Here is a 16,960-nt window from a genome sequence, read left to right as displayed (position 1 = left end):
GCACCATGGGCTATAGGCCCCGAATGAGGAGAGAGCGATCATGTCGACCCTGAAAATCGGCTTTGTTGGCATTGGAAAAATGGGTACGCCGATGGCGACCCGTCTTATCAAGGCCGGCTACGAAGTGACTGTCTACGACGTCGACAGCAAAGCCGTTGCGGAGTTGACCGATGCGGGCGCGAAAGCCGCCGCCGGTGCGCGCGATGTTGCCGATGTTGCGGAGATCGTCTTTGCCAGTCTGCCTAGCCCGCAGATCCTGGAGAAGGTGGTGCTCGGCGAAGGCGGCATCGCCGAGGGCAAGGCGGTCCGGATCTTCATCGACATCTCGACGACGGGTCCGCGGACGGCCGCCAAGGTTGCCGAGGGCCTGTCAGCCAAGAACATCGCCATGATCGACGCGCCCGTCAGCGGAGGATTGAAGGGAGCGCGCAACGGCACGCTCGCCGTCATGGTGTCCGGGCCGAAGGCTGCCTTCGAAACGGCAAGGCCGGTGATCGAGAATTTCGGCCGGATATTCTTCATGGGCGAAGTGCAGGGCTCCGCCCAGACCATGAAGCTTGCCAACAACCTGCTTGCGGCGGCAGCACTGGCGATCTCCTCCGAAGCGGTCGTGATGGGCGTCAAGGCAGGCCTCGATCCCAAGGTGATGATCGACGTCATCAACGCCTCGAGCGGCCGCAACAGCGCCACCGAGGACAAGTTCCCAAAATCCGTCCTGCCGCGCACCTTCGATTTCGGTTTCGCGACCGGCCTGTCCTTCAAGGATGTACGGTTGTGCGTGGATGAGGCGGAGGCGATGGGCGTGCCGATGGTGGTGGGCAGTGCCGTGCGCCAGCTGCTCAGCGTGACGAACCAACTCTACGGGCCTGATTCCGATTTTACCTGTATGGTCAAGACGGTCGAGACATGGGCGCATGTAGAAGTCGGCTCGGCCCAGACCACAGATGTCGCCAAAGCGAGCTGATCATGGGTGATGCCGGACGCTATGAAATCCATGCCGTTCGCTACGGCCATTTCGAGCGCCGCTCGGGCGAGAATTTCCTGGGCGGCGACACGCATGATGTTCCCATGCCGCTCGACTACTTCGTCTGGGCAATCGTCGGGGAGAAGCGTACCTTCATCGTCGACACCGGCTTCGACAAGCCGACTGGCGACAAACGCGGGCGCAGTGTCGTCAGGCCCGTCGATGAAGGCCTGGCGGCAATCGGCATCAATCATGCGGATGTCAGCGACGTCATCATCTCCCACATGCATTACGACCATTGCGGGAACCATCACCTGTTCCCGAATGCGACCTTTCACCTGCAGGATGCGGAGATGGAATTCGCGACCGGCCGCTGCATGTGCCACCATGCGATGCGTCATCCCTTCGAGGCCGAAGACGTGACCACCATGGTGCGGCGACTGTATGCGGGGAAGGTCTGCTTTCATGACCCGGAGTCGCAGATYGCGCCCGGCATAACTTTGCACAAGGTTGGCGGCCACTCGCGCGGATTGCAGGTGGTGCGTGTGGAAACCGACAATGGCGCGGTCGTGATCGCGTCCGACGCGGCCCATTTCTACGCCAACATGGAACGCGAAAAGCCTTTTCCGGTCTTCGACCGGCTGAGCGATGTGATCTTCGGGGTCGAGCGGATGAAACAACTCGCCAGTTCCCCCGCTCACATTGTTCCTGGCCACGACCCGCTAGTGCTGAAGCGCTTCGCGCGTAGCCGCCAGGACGTCGAAGGTATTGTTGCGTTGAACCGGCCCCAAGGCTGACGCATTGCGGTGGCAAGAGGTCTCCGCGGCATCCCGCAGATTTTGGAAAAACCAAGAGATCTCGTGTGAAGTGGCACCAGCCACGACGTCCAGGCGACAAGGATCACCACCGCCTCCTGAAAAGTACCGTCAGGACAGTTTAGAGGCTTCGTGGCAGGAAATTCCCTTTTTCTTCAATGCCTTAATGGGTAAAAAAGTACCGTCACGAGCCTCATTGACTCTGACGGTACTCAGAAAAATTTGGGTGGGCAATATGGGGAAGGTCCGTCAAGCGGTCCGTCAAAGCCAATCCTAGCGCACCGATTGTCGCTGATTGTTTCTGAAAGGATTTATTTTTGTTTTCAGTACGTTACGTCGCAGACTGGCGTATTTTCGGCGGCGTTTAAGTGGGCCTGAATCATTCCCACTCGATTGTACCAGGCGGCTTCGACGTCACGTCATAGACAACGCGGTTGATGCCGCGGACCTCGTTGATGATGCGGGTGGCGGCGGCACCGAGGAAGGCCATGTCGTAGTGGTAGAAGTCCGCCGTCATGCCGTCGACCGAGGTGACGGCGCGCAGTGCGCAGACGAACTCGTAGGTGCGGCCATCGCCCATCACGCCGACGGTCTGCACCGGCAGCAGCACGGCGAAGGCCTGCCAGATGGCATCGTAGAGGCCGGCCTTGCGGATCTCGTCGAGATAGATGGCGTCGGCCTCGCGCAGGATCTCCAGCTTCTCGCGCGTGATGCCGCCGGGGCAGCGTATGGCGAGGCCCGGACCCGGGAACGGGTGGCGGCCGATGAAGCTTTCGGGCAAGCCGAGCTCCTTGCCGAGCGCCCTCACCTCGTCCTTGAACAGTTCGCGCAGCGGCTCGACGAGTTGCATGTTCATGCGCGCGGGCAGGCCGCCGACATTGTGGTGCGACTTGATGGTCACCGACGGGCCGCCGGTGAAGGAGACGCTCTCGATGACGTCGGGATAGAGCGTGCCTTGCGCCAGGAAATCGGCGCCGCCGAGTTTTTTGGCCTCGTCCTCGAACACTTCGATGAACAGCCGGCCGATGGTCTTGCGCTTCTTCTCCGGGTCAACCTCGCCTTCCAGCGCCGAGATGAATTTTTCGGAGGCATCGACCAGGATCAGCGGCAGATTGTAATGCTGGCGGAACATCGCGACCACACCGGCCGCCTCGTCCTTGCGCATCAGGCCATGGTCGACAAGGATGCAGGTGAGCTGGTCACCGACCGCCTCGTGGATCAGCAGCGCAGCAACCGACGAGTCCACCCCGCCCGACAGCGCGCAGATGACCTTGCCTTTGCCGACCTGCTTGCGGATCGCTTCGACCGCGTGTTCGCGGTAGGCGCGCATCGTCCAATCGCCTTCGATGCCGGCAATGTTGTGGACGAAGTTCCTGAGCAGCCTGGCGCCGTCGGGCGTGTGCACCACTTCCGGGTGGAACATGATGCCGTACATCTTGCGCTCGACATTGCCGAAGATGGCGAAGGGCGAGCTTTCCGACTTGCCAAAAACCTGGAAGCCCGGCGGCAAGGCGATGACGCGGTCGCCATGGCTCATCCACACCTGATGGCGCTGGCCGGTCGCCCACAGGCCCTCGAACAGCGGGCTGTCCTTCTCGATCTCGACGAAGGCGCGGCCGAATTCGCGATGGTTGGAGCTTTCGGCGACACCGCCCATCTGCACGCACATGGCCATCTGGCCATAGCAAATGCCAAGCACCGGCACGCCGGCGTCGAAAACGATCTGCGGCGCGCGGGGGCTGCCTATATCAGACGTCGAGGCCGGGCCACCMGACAGGATGACGGCTTTGGGATTGATGCGYTTGAACGCKGCTTCGGCCGACTGGAACGGCACGATCTCGGAAAASACGCCGGCCTCGCGGATGCGGCGGGCGATGAGCTGSGTAAACTGGCTGCCGAAATCGACAATCAGGACGGTGTCGGGGTGATTGGCTGTTGTCATGGCGAGCGTTTAGAGAAAGAAACGAGTCGGCGCAATGGGTTACAAAGCCGCGCCGTTCACTGAACGCCGGCCGATTTATCGCTGGCGTCCGCCTGCCCGGCGTCGAGTGTCCGCAAAGCGTCCATCAGCGCCGCGAACCGCCTCTGGCCGATGCGCTCGACATAGCCATGCTCGATCTGGAGCTTGATGCGGTCGCCGTCACGCAAGGCATCCAGACCCTTGCGCGTGTAGCCGACAAGCTTGCCGCGCCCGTCCCGCGGGTCGGGCAGACGCTGCACCACGCCCTCCGCCTCCAGACCATCGAGCAATTGCTGGACCGCCTGCTTGGAGATTGCCGAGCGCTCGATCAATGCCGCCTGACGAATGCCGCCGCGAGGAATATGTCCCAGCAGCCCGGCGCGCGCTTCGGTGAACCAGCCGTGGCCGGCGATGCGCATCGCGGCAGCGAATTCGGCCTGCCAGGCACGGCTTGCCTGCCACAGGCGCCAGCCGACGTGGTCGGGCAGCGCTTCGGTTTTTTCGTCAAGCTCCTTGACCACTTTATTGCGACTCCATATAGTCAAGATACTTGACGACTTTGCTTGCGTCGAGCGCTTTCGAACTCAAACCTATGGACAGGGATAATGACAATTCTGAACAAGGATACGCTGGCCATTATCATGATCGGCACCACGCATGTCGTCGACATGGGCGGCAAGAGCGCCTTCATCCACTACGAAACCGAGGACCGGGCGCACATGCTATTGCCGGACGGCAACCGTTTCCATGGACTTTGGACGCTGCAAGACGATGGCTACAAGGTCGAATGGCAGGACGGCCCGACAGGCTCCTGGAAACTCGATCATACACCGGGAGCCATCGACTATGTCGATGCGACCGGCATTGCGCGCGGGCGCATCTCGCGCATCGATTTCGGCGATCCGGAGAACCTCACGGCTTGACCTGATTGCGCTCAGGCGCGCCGTGTAGGCCGGCACCGACCGCCTGTTCGAGGCGCATGACGGCGTCCGCCAGCTTCTCATCTATGACGTGCAGATATTCAGTCCAGTCGCCGACATGCCGCAAATCCGCCGCGCCGTCGGAAATGCCGCGCAGCCCGATGAGAGGGATGTCGAACAACTGACAGGCGCGCAGGCAGGCGAAGGTCTCCATGTCGACCATGTCAGCCGCGATCGTGTCATAGGCGGAACCGGTGATGACGGCGCCGCCGGTCGACAGCGTGGCTTGCTTGATTTCGGGGATACGAAACGGCAGCGGTACGGTCACCGGCAGGTCGAGAAACGGCGTCGCGCCTTTCTCGAAACCCAGCGGCGAGGCGTCAATGTCGCGATAGCTGACGGAGACGGCCTGATAGATYTCCGTCTGTTCCAGGGTCCGGCTGCCGGCTGAGCCGAGCGACACGACGAGGTCCGGCAAAGCCTTCTCGGATTTCAACCAGGAGAGTTCGGCGCCGAGCCGGACACCGGCTTCGACGGGGCCGACGCCTGTCATCAGCGGCGTGAACAGCCGCTGAAGATGCGGGCCATATTCGGCCTGCGCCGCCATGACGAAGAGGACATCCTTGCCGCCAACTCGCGTAACATTACCGGTCATGACCCTGCACCTCCCTGCACTACTACCTACGCTGGAGACAAGAGGAGCGACGTGCCCTCACCGGCGCCCGGCCCTTCGCTATGGCTCCGGGCGTTCGTCGCTCGAAAGGCCCATTCGGGGGCTTTTCGTCCGCTACGCGGACCGCTCCTCACCCAGCAATCCCGTCACGGCCCACCACCGTCATCATTGTGCCGGTCATGGTGGCTATCAGCTTGGCCTCGCCGTCGGCGGCGAAGGCATAGGCCTGGCCATCGGCAACGATGATGGTGCGGCCGGGCTTGGTCACCGAGCCACGGAACAGGAAACGCTCGCCCCTTCCCGGCGCCAGAAGGTTGACCTTGAACTCGATGGTCAGCACGCCGGAATTTTCCGGCATCAGGGAAAAAGCGGCATAGCCGCAGGCCGAGTCGAGCGCTGTAGAGATGACGCCGGCGTGGAGAAAACCATGCTGCTGGGTCAAGGCGACCGAATAGGGCATCTCGATCTCGATGATGCCGGGCGTCACCAATGTCAGCTCGGCGCCGATCGTCGCCATAGCCTGCTGGCGGGCGAAGGATGCCCTGACGCGATCCTCATAGTCGGGAGCCGGTACGATCTTTGCTGCCATCGCTGATGCCTTCACGTTTGCCGGGAAAGCTTATCGCAGAGGCACGAGCGGCAGGCAAATGCTTTTGCTGCACTGCAACAAAACGACATCGCCGCCTCCCTAGTTCAACCAGAGCAGCGAGGCGTTGAGCAATGTGGCGAAGGCCACCCATGCCGCGTAAGGCGTGAACAACCAGCCGGAAAGCCTGTCTCGGTTCCAGACGCTGGTGATGAACAACCCGATGCTGGCGAAGAGAAAGACGATGACGACCAAGGCAAGCCCCATCATCTTGGCGCCGAAGAAGGTTGGCGACCACGCGAAATTCAGGACGAGCTGGATGCCCCAGACCTTCATCGCCGATCCTGTAGGTTCTCTTCTCCATGTTCGCCAGCCAGCCACAGCGATCAGCACATAGAGCAGGGTCCAGGCAGGCCCAAAGACCCAGTTGGGCGGATTGAAGGGCGGCTTGGCCAGCGACGCATACCAAGCGCCCGGCAACGTTGCGTAACCGATCGCTAGGCCACCGCCCAGCACCAGGACGAGGAACAGCAGAAGCGACAGATATCTATGCAAGAATTCCACCCCGTGGCGGCCCGACGCCGCGCATCTGCAACTGGAGCGCTGTCGCCAGCTGTCAACGGCAGCGTCAATTCGCCCTGCGCATGGCGCAGAAGTAAAACCCATCAGTGCCGCTCAACGCCGGCGATAACGAAATATCCCCGCCAGCGCCGATCCGCGCGGCTGCCGCGTGGCCTGGAAAACGATTGTCCCAGAGCGTGCGGTGATCGACCAGGGCAAAGCCTTTGTGCCGCTCGCGAAACGCCGCGATCTGCTCGCCATTCTCTTCGTCGAATACCGAACAGGTGATGTAGACCAGCAGACCGCCGGGTTTGACATACAACTTGGCGGCATCGAGGATCGCCGACTGTTCGCCCTTGCGGGCGTCGAGCTGCCTTTGCGTCAGCYGCCATTTGGCATCGGGGCGGCGCCGCCAGGTGCCGCTGCCGGTACAGGGCGCATCGACCAGCACGATGTCCATATGATTGGCGAGGGGGCTGAGTTCAGCCGGCTTGGTGACGACCTGGACATTGCGGTTTTCCGAGCGGCGGATGCGGTCGAAGATCGGCGCCAGCCGCGCCTTTTCGGCATCGTGGGCAAAGATCTGGCCGCGGTTGTCCATTGCAGCCGACAGCGCCAGTGTCTTGCCGCCGGCGCCGGCGCAGAAGTCGAGCACCTGCATGCCGGCCTCGGCGCCGGCAAGTGTCGCTGCTATTTGCGAGCCCTCATCCTGGACCTCGAACCAGCCCTTCTGGAAAGCGGGTTCGGACTGCACGTTCGGGTGCCTGCCGTCACCGTCGATCGGCGGAATGCGGATGCCGAGCGGCGCGATCCGCGCCGCCTGCGCCCCGGTCTCGGCCAGTTCCTTGAGCACCTTGGCGCGATCGGCCTGCAGCGTGTTGACCCTGATGTCGAGCGGCGGGCGGGTCGCCAGCGCCGCGCCCTCCTCGACCCATGTCTCGCCAAAAGCCCGTTCGAAAAGCGGTTCGCACCAGTCGGGTATGTCGGCACGCACCGCGGGCGGCGCGGCGGCAAGCCGGCGACCGGCGATCGTCTGCAGCTCGGTGTCGCTGAGCAGCGGCGGCGCGAACTTGTCACCGTCGAGCGCGTCGTTGAGCGACTGCGCCGTCTGSCCCCATTCAAGCAGCAARGCGCCRAAGCCGATGGCGCGCGGCGTGTCTTCGCCGAGCAGCCAGCCGGCGGAGCGTTTGTGGCGCAGCGCGTCGTAGACGATGTTGCCGATTGCCGCGCGRTCACCGCCGCCRGCGAAGCGGTGCGACAGGCCCCAATCCTTCAGCGCATCGGCCACYGGCCGGTGACGCCGGCCAATGTCYTCCAGCACTTCGATGGCCGCAGCCAGCCGTCCGCCCAGTCGCATTCATCATTCCATCAAATCGAGAACTATCGCCTGCTCTTAGAGCCTTTCGCGTCCGGATTGAACCCCGCTTGCGCCCGCGAAGGCAATCCTGACCGAGGCCGACGAATCCGCTCGACCAGTGAATATCCCTGGCCGGCAACAGCAAATCGATCAATAGATGACAGGTCTCTAATGTTCACACCTGGCGACTGCAAGCACGGCGTGTGGCGCAACCGCTCTGCTTCCCAAGTTTTTGCGTTGGGAATACTCTTCACACCATGATTCGCGGCGCGGAAAACGCGGACCGGCGGATCGCTACGAGGAGAGGGCAATGAAAACTTATCTTGCGGAAGTTTTGGGCACATTTCTGTTGGTGTTCATCGGCACGGCGTCGGTGGTGACGGGCGGCTTCGGCGGCGCGCTGCCGCTTGGTCAGGAAGGCATCGGTCTGGCATTCGGCATCGGCCTCATCGCGGCGGCCTATGCGATCGGCCCGATTTCGGGCGCGCATCTCAATCCGGCGGTGACGCTCGGCGTCTTCCTCGCCGGCCGGCTGCCGGCAAAGGACGTCATCCCCTATTGGATCGCGCAGATCATCGGCGCCATCCTGGCTTCGCTGGCGCTGTGGATCATCGTCTCCGGCAAGGCCGGCGAACCCATCACCAACTTCGGTGCCAATGGCTGGGATGTGACGAAATGGGGCATGAGTTCGGCCTTCCTGTGGGAGCTGATCGGCACCTTCACCTTCGTCACCGTGATCCTCGGCGTCACCGCTGAAAAGCACTCGACGGCGTTTGCCGGCCTGGTCATCGGCCTGACGCTGGCCGGCATTCACTTCGCCATGATCCCGGTCACCGGCACCTCGGTCAATCCGGCCCGCTCAATCGGCCCGGCACTGTTCACCGGCGGTGCCGCGCTCAGCCAGCTCTGGCTGTTCATCGTCGCACCGCTGATCGGCGGCGCCATCGCCGGCGTCGTCGCCAAGGCGCGTATCTTCGAGAAGGATTGATCTCGAAAGCCTGAATGCAAAAGGCGCGGGCCACGGCCCGCGCCTTTTTTGTTGAATCGACTTCTGTCTGGATCAGCCGGCGATATCGAAGCGGTCGGCGTTCATCACCTTGGTCCAGGCAACGACGAAGTCTTTCGCAAACTTCGCCTTGGCATCCGCCGTCGCATAGACTTCGGCGAGCGCCCGCAGCTGCGAGTGCGAGCCGAAGATCAGGTCGGCGCGGGTGCCGGTCCACTTGACTTCGCCGGTCTTGCGGTCGCGGCCTTCGAACACGTCCTTGGCGTCCGACGCTGCCTTCCACTCCGTGCCCATGTCGAGAAGGTTGACGAAGAAGTCGTTGCTCAGCGTTTCCGGCTTGGTGGTCAAGACACCATGCTTCGACTGCCCGGTATTGGCGCCGAGAACGCGCAGGCCGCCGACAAGAACGGTCAACTCAGGCGCCGTCAGCGTCAGCAACTGCGCCCGGTCGACCAGCGCCTCCTCTACCGTCTGGCGCTGCTTGCCGCTGACATAGTTGCGGAAACCGTCAATCGTCGGCTCCAGCGGCGCGAAGGAGTGGATGTCGGTCTGCTCCTGCGAGGCGTCCATGCGGCCGGGCCAGAACGGAACGTCGACGCTGTGGCCGGCGGCCTTCTCGATGGCCGCATTGCCGCCAAGAACGATCAGGTCGGCAAGCGAGACTTTCTTGCTGCCGGTCTGCGCAGCGTTGAAGTCCTTGGCGATCGCCTCAAGCTTCTCGAGCACCTTGGCGAGATCGGCCGGCTGGTTGACGGCCCAGTCCTTCTGCGGGCTGAGGCGGATGCGCGCACCATTGGCGCCGCCGCGCTTGTCGGAGCCACGGAAGGTCGAGGCCGACGCCCACGCCGTCGAGACCAACTGCGACACCGACAGGCCGGAGGCCAGGATCTTGGCCTTGAGCGCCGCCGCATCCTGCTCGTCGATCAGCACGTGATCGACCGCCGGGATGATGTCCTGCCACGGCAGCTCTTCCCGGGGAACCAACGGGCCGAGATAACGCACGACCGGGCCCATGTCGCGGTGGGTCAGCTTGTACCAGGCGCGGGCGAAGGCGTCGGCGAACTGATCCGGGTTCTCATGGAAGCGGCGCGAGATCGTCTCGTAGGAAGGATCAAAGCGCAGGGCCAGATCGCTGGTCAGCATTGCGGGCGCATGGCGCTTGGACGCATTGTGCGCGTCCGGCACGGTGCCGGCGCCGGCGCCATCCTTCGGCGTCCACTGATGCGCGCCGGCCGGGCTCTTGGTCAATTCCCAATCGAAGCCGAACAGATTGTCGAAGAAGTCGTTGCTCCACTTGGTCGGCGTCGTCGTCCAGGTCACTTCCAGGCCGCTGCCGATGGCGTCGCCGCCCTTGCCGGTGCCGAACTTGTTGGCCCAGCCGAGGCCCTGCTGCTCGATGTCGGCGCCTTCCGGCTCGACACCGACCAGCGTTGCGTCGCCGGCACCATGGGTCTTGCCGAAGGTGTGGCCACCGGCGATGAGCGCTACGGTCTCCTCGTCATTCATCGCCATGCGGGCGAAAGTGTCCCTGATGTCGCGCGCCGAGGCCAGCGGATCAGGCTTGCCGTTCGGCCCTTCCGGGTTGACGTAGATCAGGCCCATCTGCACGGCGCCGAGGGGGTTCTGCAGGTCGCGGTCGCCRCTGTAGCGCTCGTCGGCCAGCCACTTGCCTTCAGGACCCCAGTAGACGTCCTGCTCGGGCTCCCAGACGTCGGCGCGACCACCGGCGAAGCCAAAGGTCTTGAACCCCATCGATTCCAGCGCAACGTTGCCGGTGAGGATCAGAAGGTCGGCCCAGGAGATCTTGCGGCCATATTTCTGCTTGATCGGCCACAGCAGCCGGCGGGCCTTGTCGAGGTTGACGTTATCCGGCCAGCTGTTGAGCGGCGCGAAACGCTGCTGGCCGGCCCCGGCGCCGCCACGGCCGTCGGCGATGCGGTAGGTGCCGGCGCTGTGCCACGCCATGCGGATGAACAGCGGACCGTAATGGCCGAAATCGGCCGGCCACCATTCCTGCGAATCCGTCATCAGCGCATGCAAATCCTTGATCACGGCGTCGAGGTCGAGGCTTTTGAATTCCTCGGCATAATCGAACGCCTCGCCCATCGGGTCGGACAGAGACGACTGCTGGTGCAGGATCTGGACATTTAGCTGGTTCGGCCACCAGTCACGGTTGATCCGGCCGGCGGATCCATGCGCGACCGGGCATTTGCCCGCGCTTTTGTCATCGGTGTTCGCGTCCATCTTCAGTCTCCGATTTTGCCGAGGTTTGCTTTTGCCGAGGTTGATTTTTTGCCAGGATTTTGGGGCCGGCCAGCGACCGCACCAATCTGGAACGATTCCAGACTAGGCCGCATTTGCGATAAAAACAAATTGCCTTTCCTGTTCATTTCGATAGGATTTTCTTATGATCGGATTGACAGTTCGCCAGATGCACTATTTCGACGCGCTGGCGCAGACGCTGCATTTCGGGCGTGCGGCCAAACTTGCCGGTGTCAGCCAGCCGGCGCTGTCCTCGCAGATCGCGGAAATGGAGCAGCGGCTGAACTGCCGGCTGTTCGAACGCGGCGGCAAATCGGTGCGCATGACCGACGAGGCGGTCGCACTGTTGCCGCGCATTGAGCGCATCCTGGCCGACATACGCGACGTCGAAACGACGGCCCGGCGCGGCCGCACGGCCATGGAGGGGCGCTTCCGGCTGGGCATCATCCCGACCGTCGCGCCCTATCTTTTGCCGCGCGCCCTGCCCGAGTTGAAGAAGCACTTTCCAGCCTTGCAGCTCGAACTGCGCGAGGCAGTCACTGCCGCCCTGGTCGAGGACATCGCATCGCGAAAGCTCGACGCCTTCATCGCCGCCCTTCCGCTCGACCATCCCGGCCTGGTTACCGAGGCGCTCTTCCCCGACCGGTTCTTCCTCGCCGTGCCGGCTGGTGATCCGGCCTTCGCCTCGCCGCCGGTTCCGCCTGAAAGCCCGGCGCTGGAACGACTGATGCTGCTCGAGGAAGGCCACTGCCTGCGCGAACAGGCGCTCGCCGTCTGCGGCAATGTGCGACCGGTGGCAATGGCAAGCTACGGCGCCACCAGCCTGACCACGCTGTTGCAGATGGTGGCGCACGGGCTCGGCGTGACGCTGATCCCCGAAATGGCGACGGGGCCTGCCGGCACCATCCCCGATCTCAAGATCGTGCCGTTCCAGGAGCCGATGCCGCAACGCATGATCTGCCTTGCCTGGCGACGGAACAATGCAAGGCATGGGGAGTGCGTGGAACTGGCGAAGATTATTCGCAGCCTCGGCGCGGCGGTGTTGGCGGCGTGACAGGCAATCAAACCGGCGTCAGAGAACCCCGGGGTAGGAACCTGCGGGTTCGCAGCGATATCGGGCCGGCGATCATCTCACGCTCCCAGACAAGCTAGGAAGCCGCATCACCTGTGACGGCGCACGTCGCTTTCTGATGAGGTCGCAGCAGGAAATAGAATGCGGCGATGTGCGTGATCATCAGCAGCGGCACGTAGATGATCGGGATCGCGTAGCCGGCGCCAAACAGTCCCGCATGGGCAGGAAGGTCGGCCTGGATGGCGTGGTAGTAGTCGAAGACGAGTTCGACCGTCCCGACGACATTGAAGGCGACGATGAAGAACCAAAACAGCGGGCGTATCCTCACGGTGAGCAGCGCCAGCATGGCCAGCACGCCTGTCGCGAAGTCGCCATAGGCGGCAAAGGTGGCGAAGCTTGCGGGCAGATCTGGGCTGACGACGCCTGGAAGGATGAAGACGAGCCCGAAGAAGCGGAAGCTGTGCAGGGTGGCAATGGCGCGTTGCGCCGCGAGCCGGTCCATCGACCTCAGCCACGGCAGGCCATAGGCGCCGAAGCAAAGCAGCCAGGCGACATAGCCGAGAACGAGATGGATCTGGAACAGTATTTCCGTAGGCATTTGGCCTCCTGTCGGCAGCTGGTGCGCGGCCCCCTGGCTTCAGGCGATTACCTAAACCCGCTTCCATAGTTCGACTAGCCGCTGTAATCACTACAACCTATGAAGCACAGCTACACAGTTCTGCATGGGGCGCTGGAGGGCGTCGAGGTGTTCCTGGCTGTCGCCAGGCGCCGCAACTTCCGCCGCGCCGCCGCCGATCTCGGCGTGACGCCGTCGGCCGTGAGCCAGGCGGTGCGCGCGCTGGAGGCCCGCATGGGTGCGGCGCTGTTTGTCCGCACGACACGCAGCGTCGGCCTGACCGAAGCCGGGCAGCGGTTCCTCGACCGTGCCGGCCCTGCCTTTGAGGAGATCGTCGCCGCCGGCGAGGCCGCGCGTGATGTCGGCCAACGACCGACCGGCCTGCTGCGCCTGTCAGTGCCGCGCGCCGTCGTGCCGTTGATCCTGGAGCCGGTGATCGCGTCGTTCTGCCAGGCCTATCCGGAAGTCGAACTGGAGATCGCCGCGAGCGACGAGATGGTTGATCTGGCGACCGGCGGGTTCGATGCCGGCATTCGCCTCGGCCAGTTCATTGCCACCGACATGGTCGCGGTGCGGCTGACCCCGTCATTCCCGTTCGTGGTCGTCGGCAGTCCCGACTATCTCGAGCGCCACGGCCGCCCCGAGCGTGTCGACGATTTGCGCCACCACGCCTGCTTGCGCCTGCGCCGCTCGAACGGCGCCATTGCGCCCTGGACGTTCGTCGACGGCAACGAGGCGATCGAGGCCATGGTCTCAGGTCCGCTGATCGCCCACGACTATCCAACGCTGGTCGGCGCCGCCATGCGGGGAATTGGGCTGGCGCAGCTTCCTCGACCTGTCGCCGAAGGTCCGATTGCCCAGGGAAAACTCGAGCCTGTGCTGGCCTCTATCGCCGCGACGACGCCGGGCGTCTTCCTCTATCATCCCGGCAAGCGCCAGATCCTGCCGAAGCTGCGCGCCTTCATCGACCACCTCAAATCCGCGGTCTGAGGTAGCGAAGGATGCCTCCCTTGGCGCTTCGCCTGCACCAAAGCTCTCATGGTATAAATATCAGAAATGCATAAGTAAAAAATACCACAAGATGGACCATTCCGGTCAAGAACGTCGTTCTTTCGGTGCTGAAGCTTACATTGCATGTGAAAAGCGCCAAGACCAAAAGGACCGCATCAGCAGCCGGCAGCCCCAGGGTCAGTCCTCTCCCCGTCAGCAGGCTGGCGGCTGCGACTCCCGGTATGGTAAGGCCGATCGTGGCGCAAGCCGAACCCATCGCGACATTCAAGCCACGCTGCAGCTCGTTGTTAAGTGAAGCGCGCACCGCCGAAATGGCCTCCGGCATCAACACCAGCCCCGCGATCATTGCCCCCACAATGCTGTCAGTCTGGGTCACCTGGTAGGCAACGAGCGTATCTTCGACGCTTGCCGCGACCTGCTCGGCGAGCATGACAATTCCGATCAGCCCGGCGATCAGCAACAGAGCGCTGGCAGAGATGTTCTCGTGAGGGGCAGCGCGCACCGAAACGTCGTGTGGTTGTGCCTGGGTAAAGTCTTCCCGGTGCCGGACGGTCTGCGCGAACACGAAGCTTGCATAGAGCAGCACTGAAAGGACACTGACGAAACCAAGTTGGGCTGCCGAAAACGTGCCGGGATCCGTGGTCTGGGTGTAGGTCGGCAAAATAAGCGTCATGACGGTCAGCGCGGCCAGAACCGCCAGATAGGCACTGGTCCCTTGCCGCACGATGGCCTGCTTGCGATGACGCCAGCCGCCAAACGCGAGACACATGCCGACAACGCCGGTGGATGTGATCATCACCGTCGAGAAGACGGACTCGCGTGCCAGTGTCGGGTTGTTCTCTCCATGCAGCATCATGGAAACAATGATCGACACTTCGATTGCGGTAACGGCAAATGTCAGCACCAGCGTTCCGTACGGCTCCCCTACCCGCCGAGCCACCGCCTCGGCGTGGTCGAGCACCACGAAAATGGTGACGAACATGATCGCACACGACAGCGAACCGACAAGGATCCGGGTGCTCGGCAAACCCTGGTCTACCGACAGTCCGCTGCCTCGGACCGCGACAGCCATCGCCAGCGCAGCGAGGGGCATCGCGTAGGAAATCGCCGATCGTCCGAAACCAGTCATTCAAGCCCCCATGTGTTCTGCGAACCTAGCGGAAAGCCTGTGGGGAGCCCCTCAGCCAATGTCATCGCGAAGCCGGCAAGCCCATCGCGCAGCGTTCTACTCCGACAAACGACACCGACCCGCGGCTCCTGAAGATGCCGCAAGGTCGCGCGGCCCTGGCATTATTGAGCGCAACGACAAAACCGAGGCGCCCACCCCTCAMGCCGTCTTCTGCRYCACMAGSCCMAGCTCCTCSACCATSGCKTYGCGCATCAGGAAYTTCTGCGGCTTGCCGGTCACYGTCATCGGCAATTCKGTGCGRAAGCGRATGTRGCGCGGGATCTTGTAGTGGGCGATCTGGCCRGCGCAGAAGTTYTTGATCTCCTGYTCGGTGGCGATCTGGTTGGGTTTGAGCACGATCCAGGCGCACAGCTCCTCGCCATATTTGGCGTCGGGAATGCCGAAAACCTGGACTTCCCGGACCTTGGGATGGCGGTAGAGGAACTCCTCGACCTCTCTGGGATAGACGTTCTCGCCGCCGCGGATGACCATGTCCTTGACCCGGCCGACGATGTTGCAATAGCCCTCTGCGTCTATTGTTGCGAGGTCGCCGGTGTGCATCCAGCCGTCGCTGTCGATTGCCTCTCGGGTCTTTTCCTCGTCGTCCCAATAGCCCTTCATCACCGAATAACCGCGTGTGCAGAGTTCGCCCGGCGCGCCGACGGCGACGGTGGCGCCATCGGTGTCGACCGCCTTGACCTCGACATGTGGATGGATGCGGCCGACGGTCGAGACGCGCTTTTCCAGCGGATCATCGACGCCGCTCTGGAACGACACCGGGCTGGTCTCGGTCATGCCGTAGGCGATGGTCACCTCCGACATATGCATCAGCGACACCACCTTCTTCATCACCTCGATCGGGCATGGCGAGCCGGCCATGATGCCTGTGCGCAGGCTGGAGAGATCGAAGGTCGCGAAATCCGCATGGTCGAGCATGCCGACGAACATGGTCGGCACGCCATAGAGGCCCGTGCAGCGCTCCTGCGCCACGGCCTTCAGTGTCGCGCCGGGGTCGAACCCCTCGCCCGGGAAAACCATCGTCGCGCCCTTCGACACGCAGCCCATCGTGCCCATCGACATGCCGAAGCAATGATAGAGCGGCACCGGGATGCAGAGCCGGTCGTCCACGGTGAGCTTGATCGCCGAGGTGACGAAATTGCCGTTGTTGACGATGTTGTGGTGCGTCAGCGTCGCACCCTTCGGTGCTCCGGTCGTGCCCGAGGTGAACTGGATGTTGATCGCATCCCCAGGTTTCAGCCCCTCGGAAATGCGGTCGAGGCTGTCATGCTCGTCGCGACCGGCCATGGCCAGCACGTCGGCGAAATTGAACATGCCTGGCGAGTTGTCCTCGCCCATGCGGATGACGATCTTCAGMKCMGGCAATTTYTGCGCCTTGAGCTTGCCGGGCGYGGCCTTSGYGATCTCCGGCGCCAGCGTCTCGATCATGCCGAGATAGTCSGAGGTCTTGAAGCTGGCCGCGGTGACGAGCGCCTTGCAGCCGACCTTGTTCAGCGCATAGTCGAGTTCGGTCAGCCGGTAGGCCGGATTGATGTTGACCAGGATCAGGCCAATGCGGGCGGTGGCGAATTGCGTAACCAGCCATTCCCAGCGGTTGGGCGACCAGATGCCAACGCGGTCGCCTTTTTCGAGGCCGAGCGCCAAGAAACCGGCGGCGAGCGCATCCACAGTGTCCGACAGTTCGCTCCAGGTGAAACGCTTGTCCTGACCGACAAAGACGGCGGCATCCTGTGTGGCGTATCTGCTGGCGGTGTCGGAGAAAAGTGCAGGGATTGTCTTGTCGAGCAGCGGCACCTTGCGCTCGCCCGAGACATCCGCCCGGCCGTCGACGGGCGCGACAAAGACGCTGCCGGCGCGCGCGCCGCGGCCGCGCAGATTGGTGGCGTTCTTCAGCTCGTCGAGATTGACCGGCATCGCTGTCTCCTCCCAGGCGCGCCCGAGTCTATCAGCCCGGCGGGGCAGTGGAAATCC

16 protein-coding genes are annotated in these 16,960 nt (G+C 63.1%); 6 read left to right on the top strand and 10 right to left on the bottom strand.

From position 1 onward, the window contains the following. Positions 1 to 40 precede the first annotated feature (40 nt). Positions 41 to 964 (top strand): NAD(P)-dependent oxidoreductase, encoded by a 924-nt coding sequence (locus AC1DX0_RS03150; protein ID WP_477222437.1) that lies wholly within the window; start codon positions 41 to 43, stop codon positions 962 to 964. A 2-nt stretch (positions 965 to 966) separates the two neighbouring features. Continuing rightward, positions 967 to 1,761 (top strand): N-acyl homoserine lactonase family protein, encoded by a 795-nt coding sequence (locus tag AC1DX0_RS03145; RefSeq protein WP_477222438.1) that lies wholly within the window; start codon positions 967 to 969, stop codon positions 1,759 to 1,761. A gap of 397 nt (positions 1,762 to 2,158) precedes the next feature. Here the strand turns inward: AC1DX0_RS03145 and guaA are convergent, their stop codons facing one another. Together guaA and AC1DX0_RS03135 are read right to left on the bottom strand one after the other, a co-directional pair. Then, positions 2,159 to 3,721: a glutamine-hydrolyzing GMP synthase gene (gene guaA / locus AC1DX0_RS03140; RefSeq protein WP_477222439.1), complete on the bottom strand. Its 1,563-nt coding sequence runs from the start codon at positions 3,719 to 3,721 to the stop codon at positions 2,159 to 2,161. Between the two features lie 56 nt (positions 3,722 to 3,777). Continuing rightward, the gene (locus AC1DX0_RS03135; protein WP_477222440.1) at positions 3,778 to 4,260 is read right to left on the bottom strand and encodes a MarR family winged helix-turn-helix transcriptional regulator; all 483 of its coding nucleotides are present in this window, start codon (positions 4,258 to 4,260) and stop codon (positions 3,778 to 3,780) included. A gap of 84 nt (positions 4,261 to 4,344) precedes the next feature. Here AC1DX0_RS03135 and AC1DX0_RS03130 point away from each other — a divergent pair, with 84 nt between their 5' ends. Then, the gene (locus AC1DX0_RS03130; protein WP_477222441.1) at positions 4,345 to 4,662 is read left to right on the top strand and encodes a hypothetical protein; all 318 of its coding nucleotides are present in this window, start codon (positions 4,345 to 4,347) and stop codon (positions 4,660 to 4,662) included. Here AC1DX0_RS03130 and AC1DX0_RS03125 read toward each other — a convergent pair. From AC1DX0_RS03125 to AC1DX0_RS03110, 4 genes are all read right to left on the bottom strand, one after another. Beyond that, entirely contained in the window at positions 4,652 to 5,314 is a 663-nt protein-coding gene (locus AC1DX0_RS03125) for a 5'-methylthioadenosine/S-adenosylhomocysteine nucleosidase (RefSeq protein WP_477222442.1), read from the bottom strand. The two genes, AC1DX0_RS03130 and AC1DX0_RS03125, sit on opposite strands and share 11 nt — an antisense overlap. 148 nt (positions 5,315 to 5,462) lie before the next feature. Beyond that, complete coding sequence (locus tag AC1DX0_RS03120; protein ID WP_477222443.1) at positions 5,463 to 5,921, bottom strand: PaaI family thioesterase; 459 nt, start codon at positions 5,919 to 5,921, stop codon at positions 5,463 to 5,465. A gap of 99 nt (positions 5,922 to 6,020) precedes the next feature. After that, positions 6,021 to 6,473, bottom strand: a complete 453-nt coding sequence (locus tag AC1DX0_RS03115) for a TspO/MBR family protein (RefSeq protein ID WP_477222444.1) — start codon at positions 6,471 to 6,473, stop codon at positions 6,021 to 6,023. A gap of 73 nt (positions 6,474 to 6,546) precedes the next feature. Beyond that, complete coding sequence (locus tag AC1DX0_RS03110; protein WP_477354249.1) at positions 6,547 to 7,836, bottom strand: RsmB/NOP family class I SAM-dependent RNA methyltransferase; 1,290 nt, start codon at positions 7,834 to 7,836, stop codon at positions 6,547 to 6,549. A 310-nt stretch (positions 7,837 to 8,146) separates the two neighbouring features. On the opposite strand from AC1DX0_RS03110, the gene AC1DX0_RS03105 reads away from it, so the two are divergent. Further along, the gene (locus AC1DX0_RS03105) at positions 8,147 to 8,824 is read left to right on the top strand and encodes an MIP family channel protein (RefSeq protein WP_477222446.1); all 678 of its coding nucleotides are present in this window, start codon (positions 8,147 to 8,149) and stop codon (positions 8,822 to 8,824) included. A 72-nt stretch (positions 8,825 to 8,896) separates the two neighbouring features. Here the strand turns inward: AC1DX0_RS03105 and katG are convergent, their stop codons facing one another. Beyond that, positions 8,897 to 11,086, bottom strand: a complete 2,190-nt coding sequence (gene katG / locus AC1DX0_RS03100; RefSeq protein WP_477222447.1) for a catalase/peroxidase HPI — start codon at positions 11,084 to 11,086, stop codon at positions 8,897 to 8,899. Positions 11,087 to 11,249: 163 nt separating this feature from the next. On the opposite strand from katG, the gene AC1DX0_RS03095 reads away from it, so the two are divergent. Beyond that, entirely contained in the window at positions 11,250 to 12,158 is a 909-nt protein-coding gene (locus AC1DX0_RS03095; protein ID WP_475452946.1) for a hydrogen peroxide-inducible genes activator, read from the top strand. Between the two features lie 94 nt (positions 12,159 to 12,252). On the opposite strand, the gene AC1DX0_RS03090 is transcribed toward AC1DX0_RS03095, so the two are convergent. After that, complete coding sequence (locus tag AC1DX0_RS03090) at positions 12,253 to 12,774, bottom strand: hypothetical protein (RefSeq protein WP_477222448.1); 522 nt, start codon at positions 12,772 to 12,774, stop codon at positions 12,253 to 12,255. A 99-nt stretch (positions 12,775 to 12,873) separates the two neighbouring features. On the opposite strand from AC1DX0_RS03090, the gene AC1DX0_RS03085 reads away from it, so the two are divergent. Then, a complete protein-coding gene (locus AC1DX0_RS03085; protein ID WP_477222449.1) occupies positions 12,874 to 13,782 on the top strand; it encodes a LysR family transcriptional regulator in 909 nt (302 codons plus the stop codon). A 46-nt stretch (positions 13,783 to 13,828) separates the two neighbouring features. Here AC1DX0_RS03085 and AC1DX0_RS03080 read toward each other — a convergent pair whose 3' ends face one another. Together AC1DX0_RS03080 and AC1DX0_RS03075 are read right to left on the bottom strand one after the other, a co-directional pair. Continuing rightward, entirely contained in the window at positions 13,829 to 14,932 is a 1,104-nt protein-coding gene (locus AC1DX0_RS03080; RefSeq protein WP_477222450.1) for a calcium:cation antiporter, read from the bottom strand. A 198-nt stretch (positions 14,933 to 15,130) separates the two neighbouring features. Then, the gene (locus AC1DX0_RS03075) at positions 15,131 to 16,903 is read right to left on the bottom strand and encodes an AMP-binding protein (RefSeq protein WP_477354246.1); all 1,773 of its coding nucleotides are present in this window, start codon (positions 16,901 to 16,903) and stop codon (positions 15,131 to 15,133) included. Positions 16,904 to 16,960 lie beyond the last annotated feature (57 nt).

The organism is Mesorhizobium sp. P3_A9, assembly GCF_056402975.1.
This window is presented reverse-complemented; position numbering and strand designations above follow the sequence as displayed.

Bases quoted from the DNA above. Each gene is read 5' to 3' on its own strand.
- AC1DX0_RS03090 (WP_477222448.1), bottom strand. From the start codon at position 12,774: ATGCCTACGGAAATACTGTTCCAGATCCATCTCGTTCTCGGCTATGTC.
- AC1DX0_RS03130 (WP_477222441.1), top strand. From the start codon at position 4,345: ATGACAATTCTGAACAAGGATACGCTGGCCATTATCATGATCGGCACC.
- AC1DX0_RS03085 (WP_477222449.1), top strand. From the start codon at position 12,874: ATGAAGCACAGCTACACAGTTCTGCATGGGGCGCTGGAGGGCGTCGAG.
- AC1DX0_RS03120 (WP_477222443.1), bottom strand. From the start codon at position 5,921: ATGGCAGCAAAGATCGTACCGGCTCCCGACTATGAGGATCGCGTCAGG.
- AC1DX0_RS03080 (WP_477222450.1), bottom strand. From the start codon at position 14,932: ATGACTGGTTTCGGACGATCGGCGATTTCCTACGCGATGCCCCTCGCT.
- AC1DX0_RS03105 (WP_477222446.1), top strand. From the start codon at position 8,147: ATGAAAACTTATCTTGCGGAAGTTTTGGGCACATTTCTGTTGGTGTTC.
- AC1DX0_RS03095 (WP_475452946.1), top strand. From the start codon at position 11,250: ATGATCGGATTGACAGTTCGCCAGATGCACTATTTCGACGCGCTGGCG.
- AC1DX0_RS03150 (WP_477222437.1), top strand. From the start codon at position 41: ATGTCGACCCTGAAAATCGGCTTTGTTGGCATTGGAAAAATGGGTACG.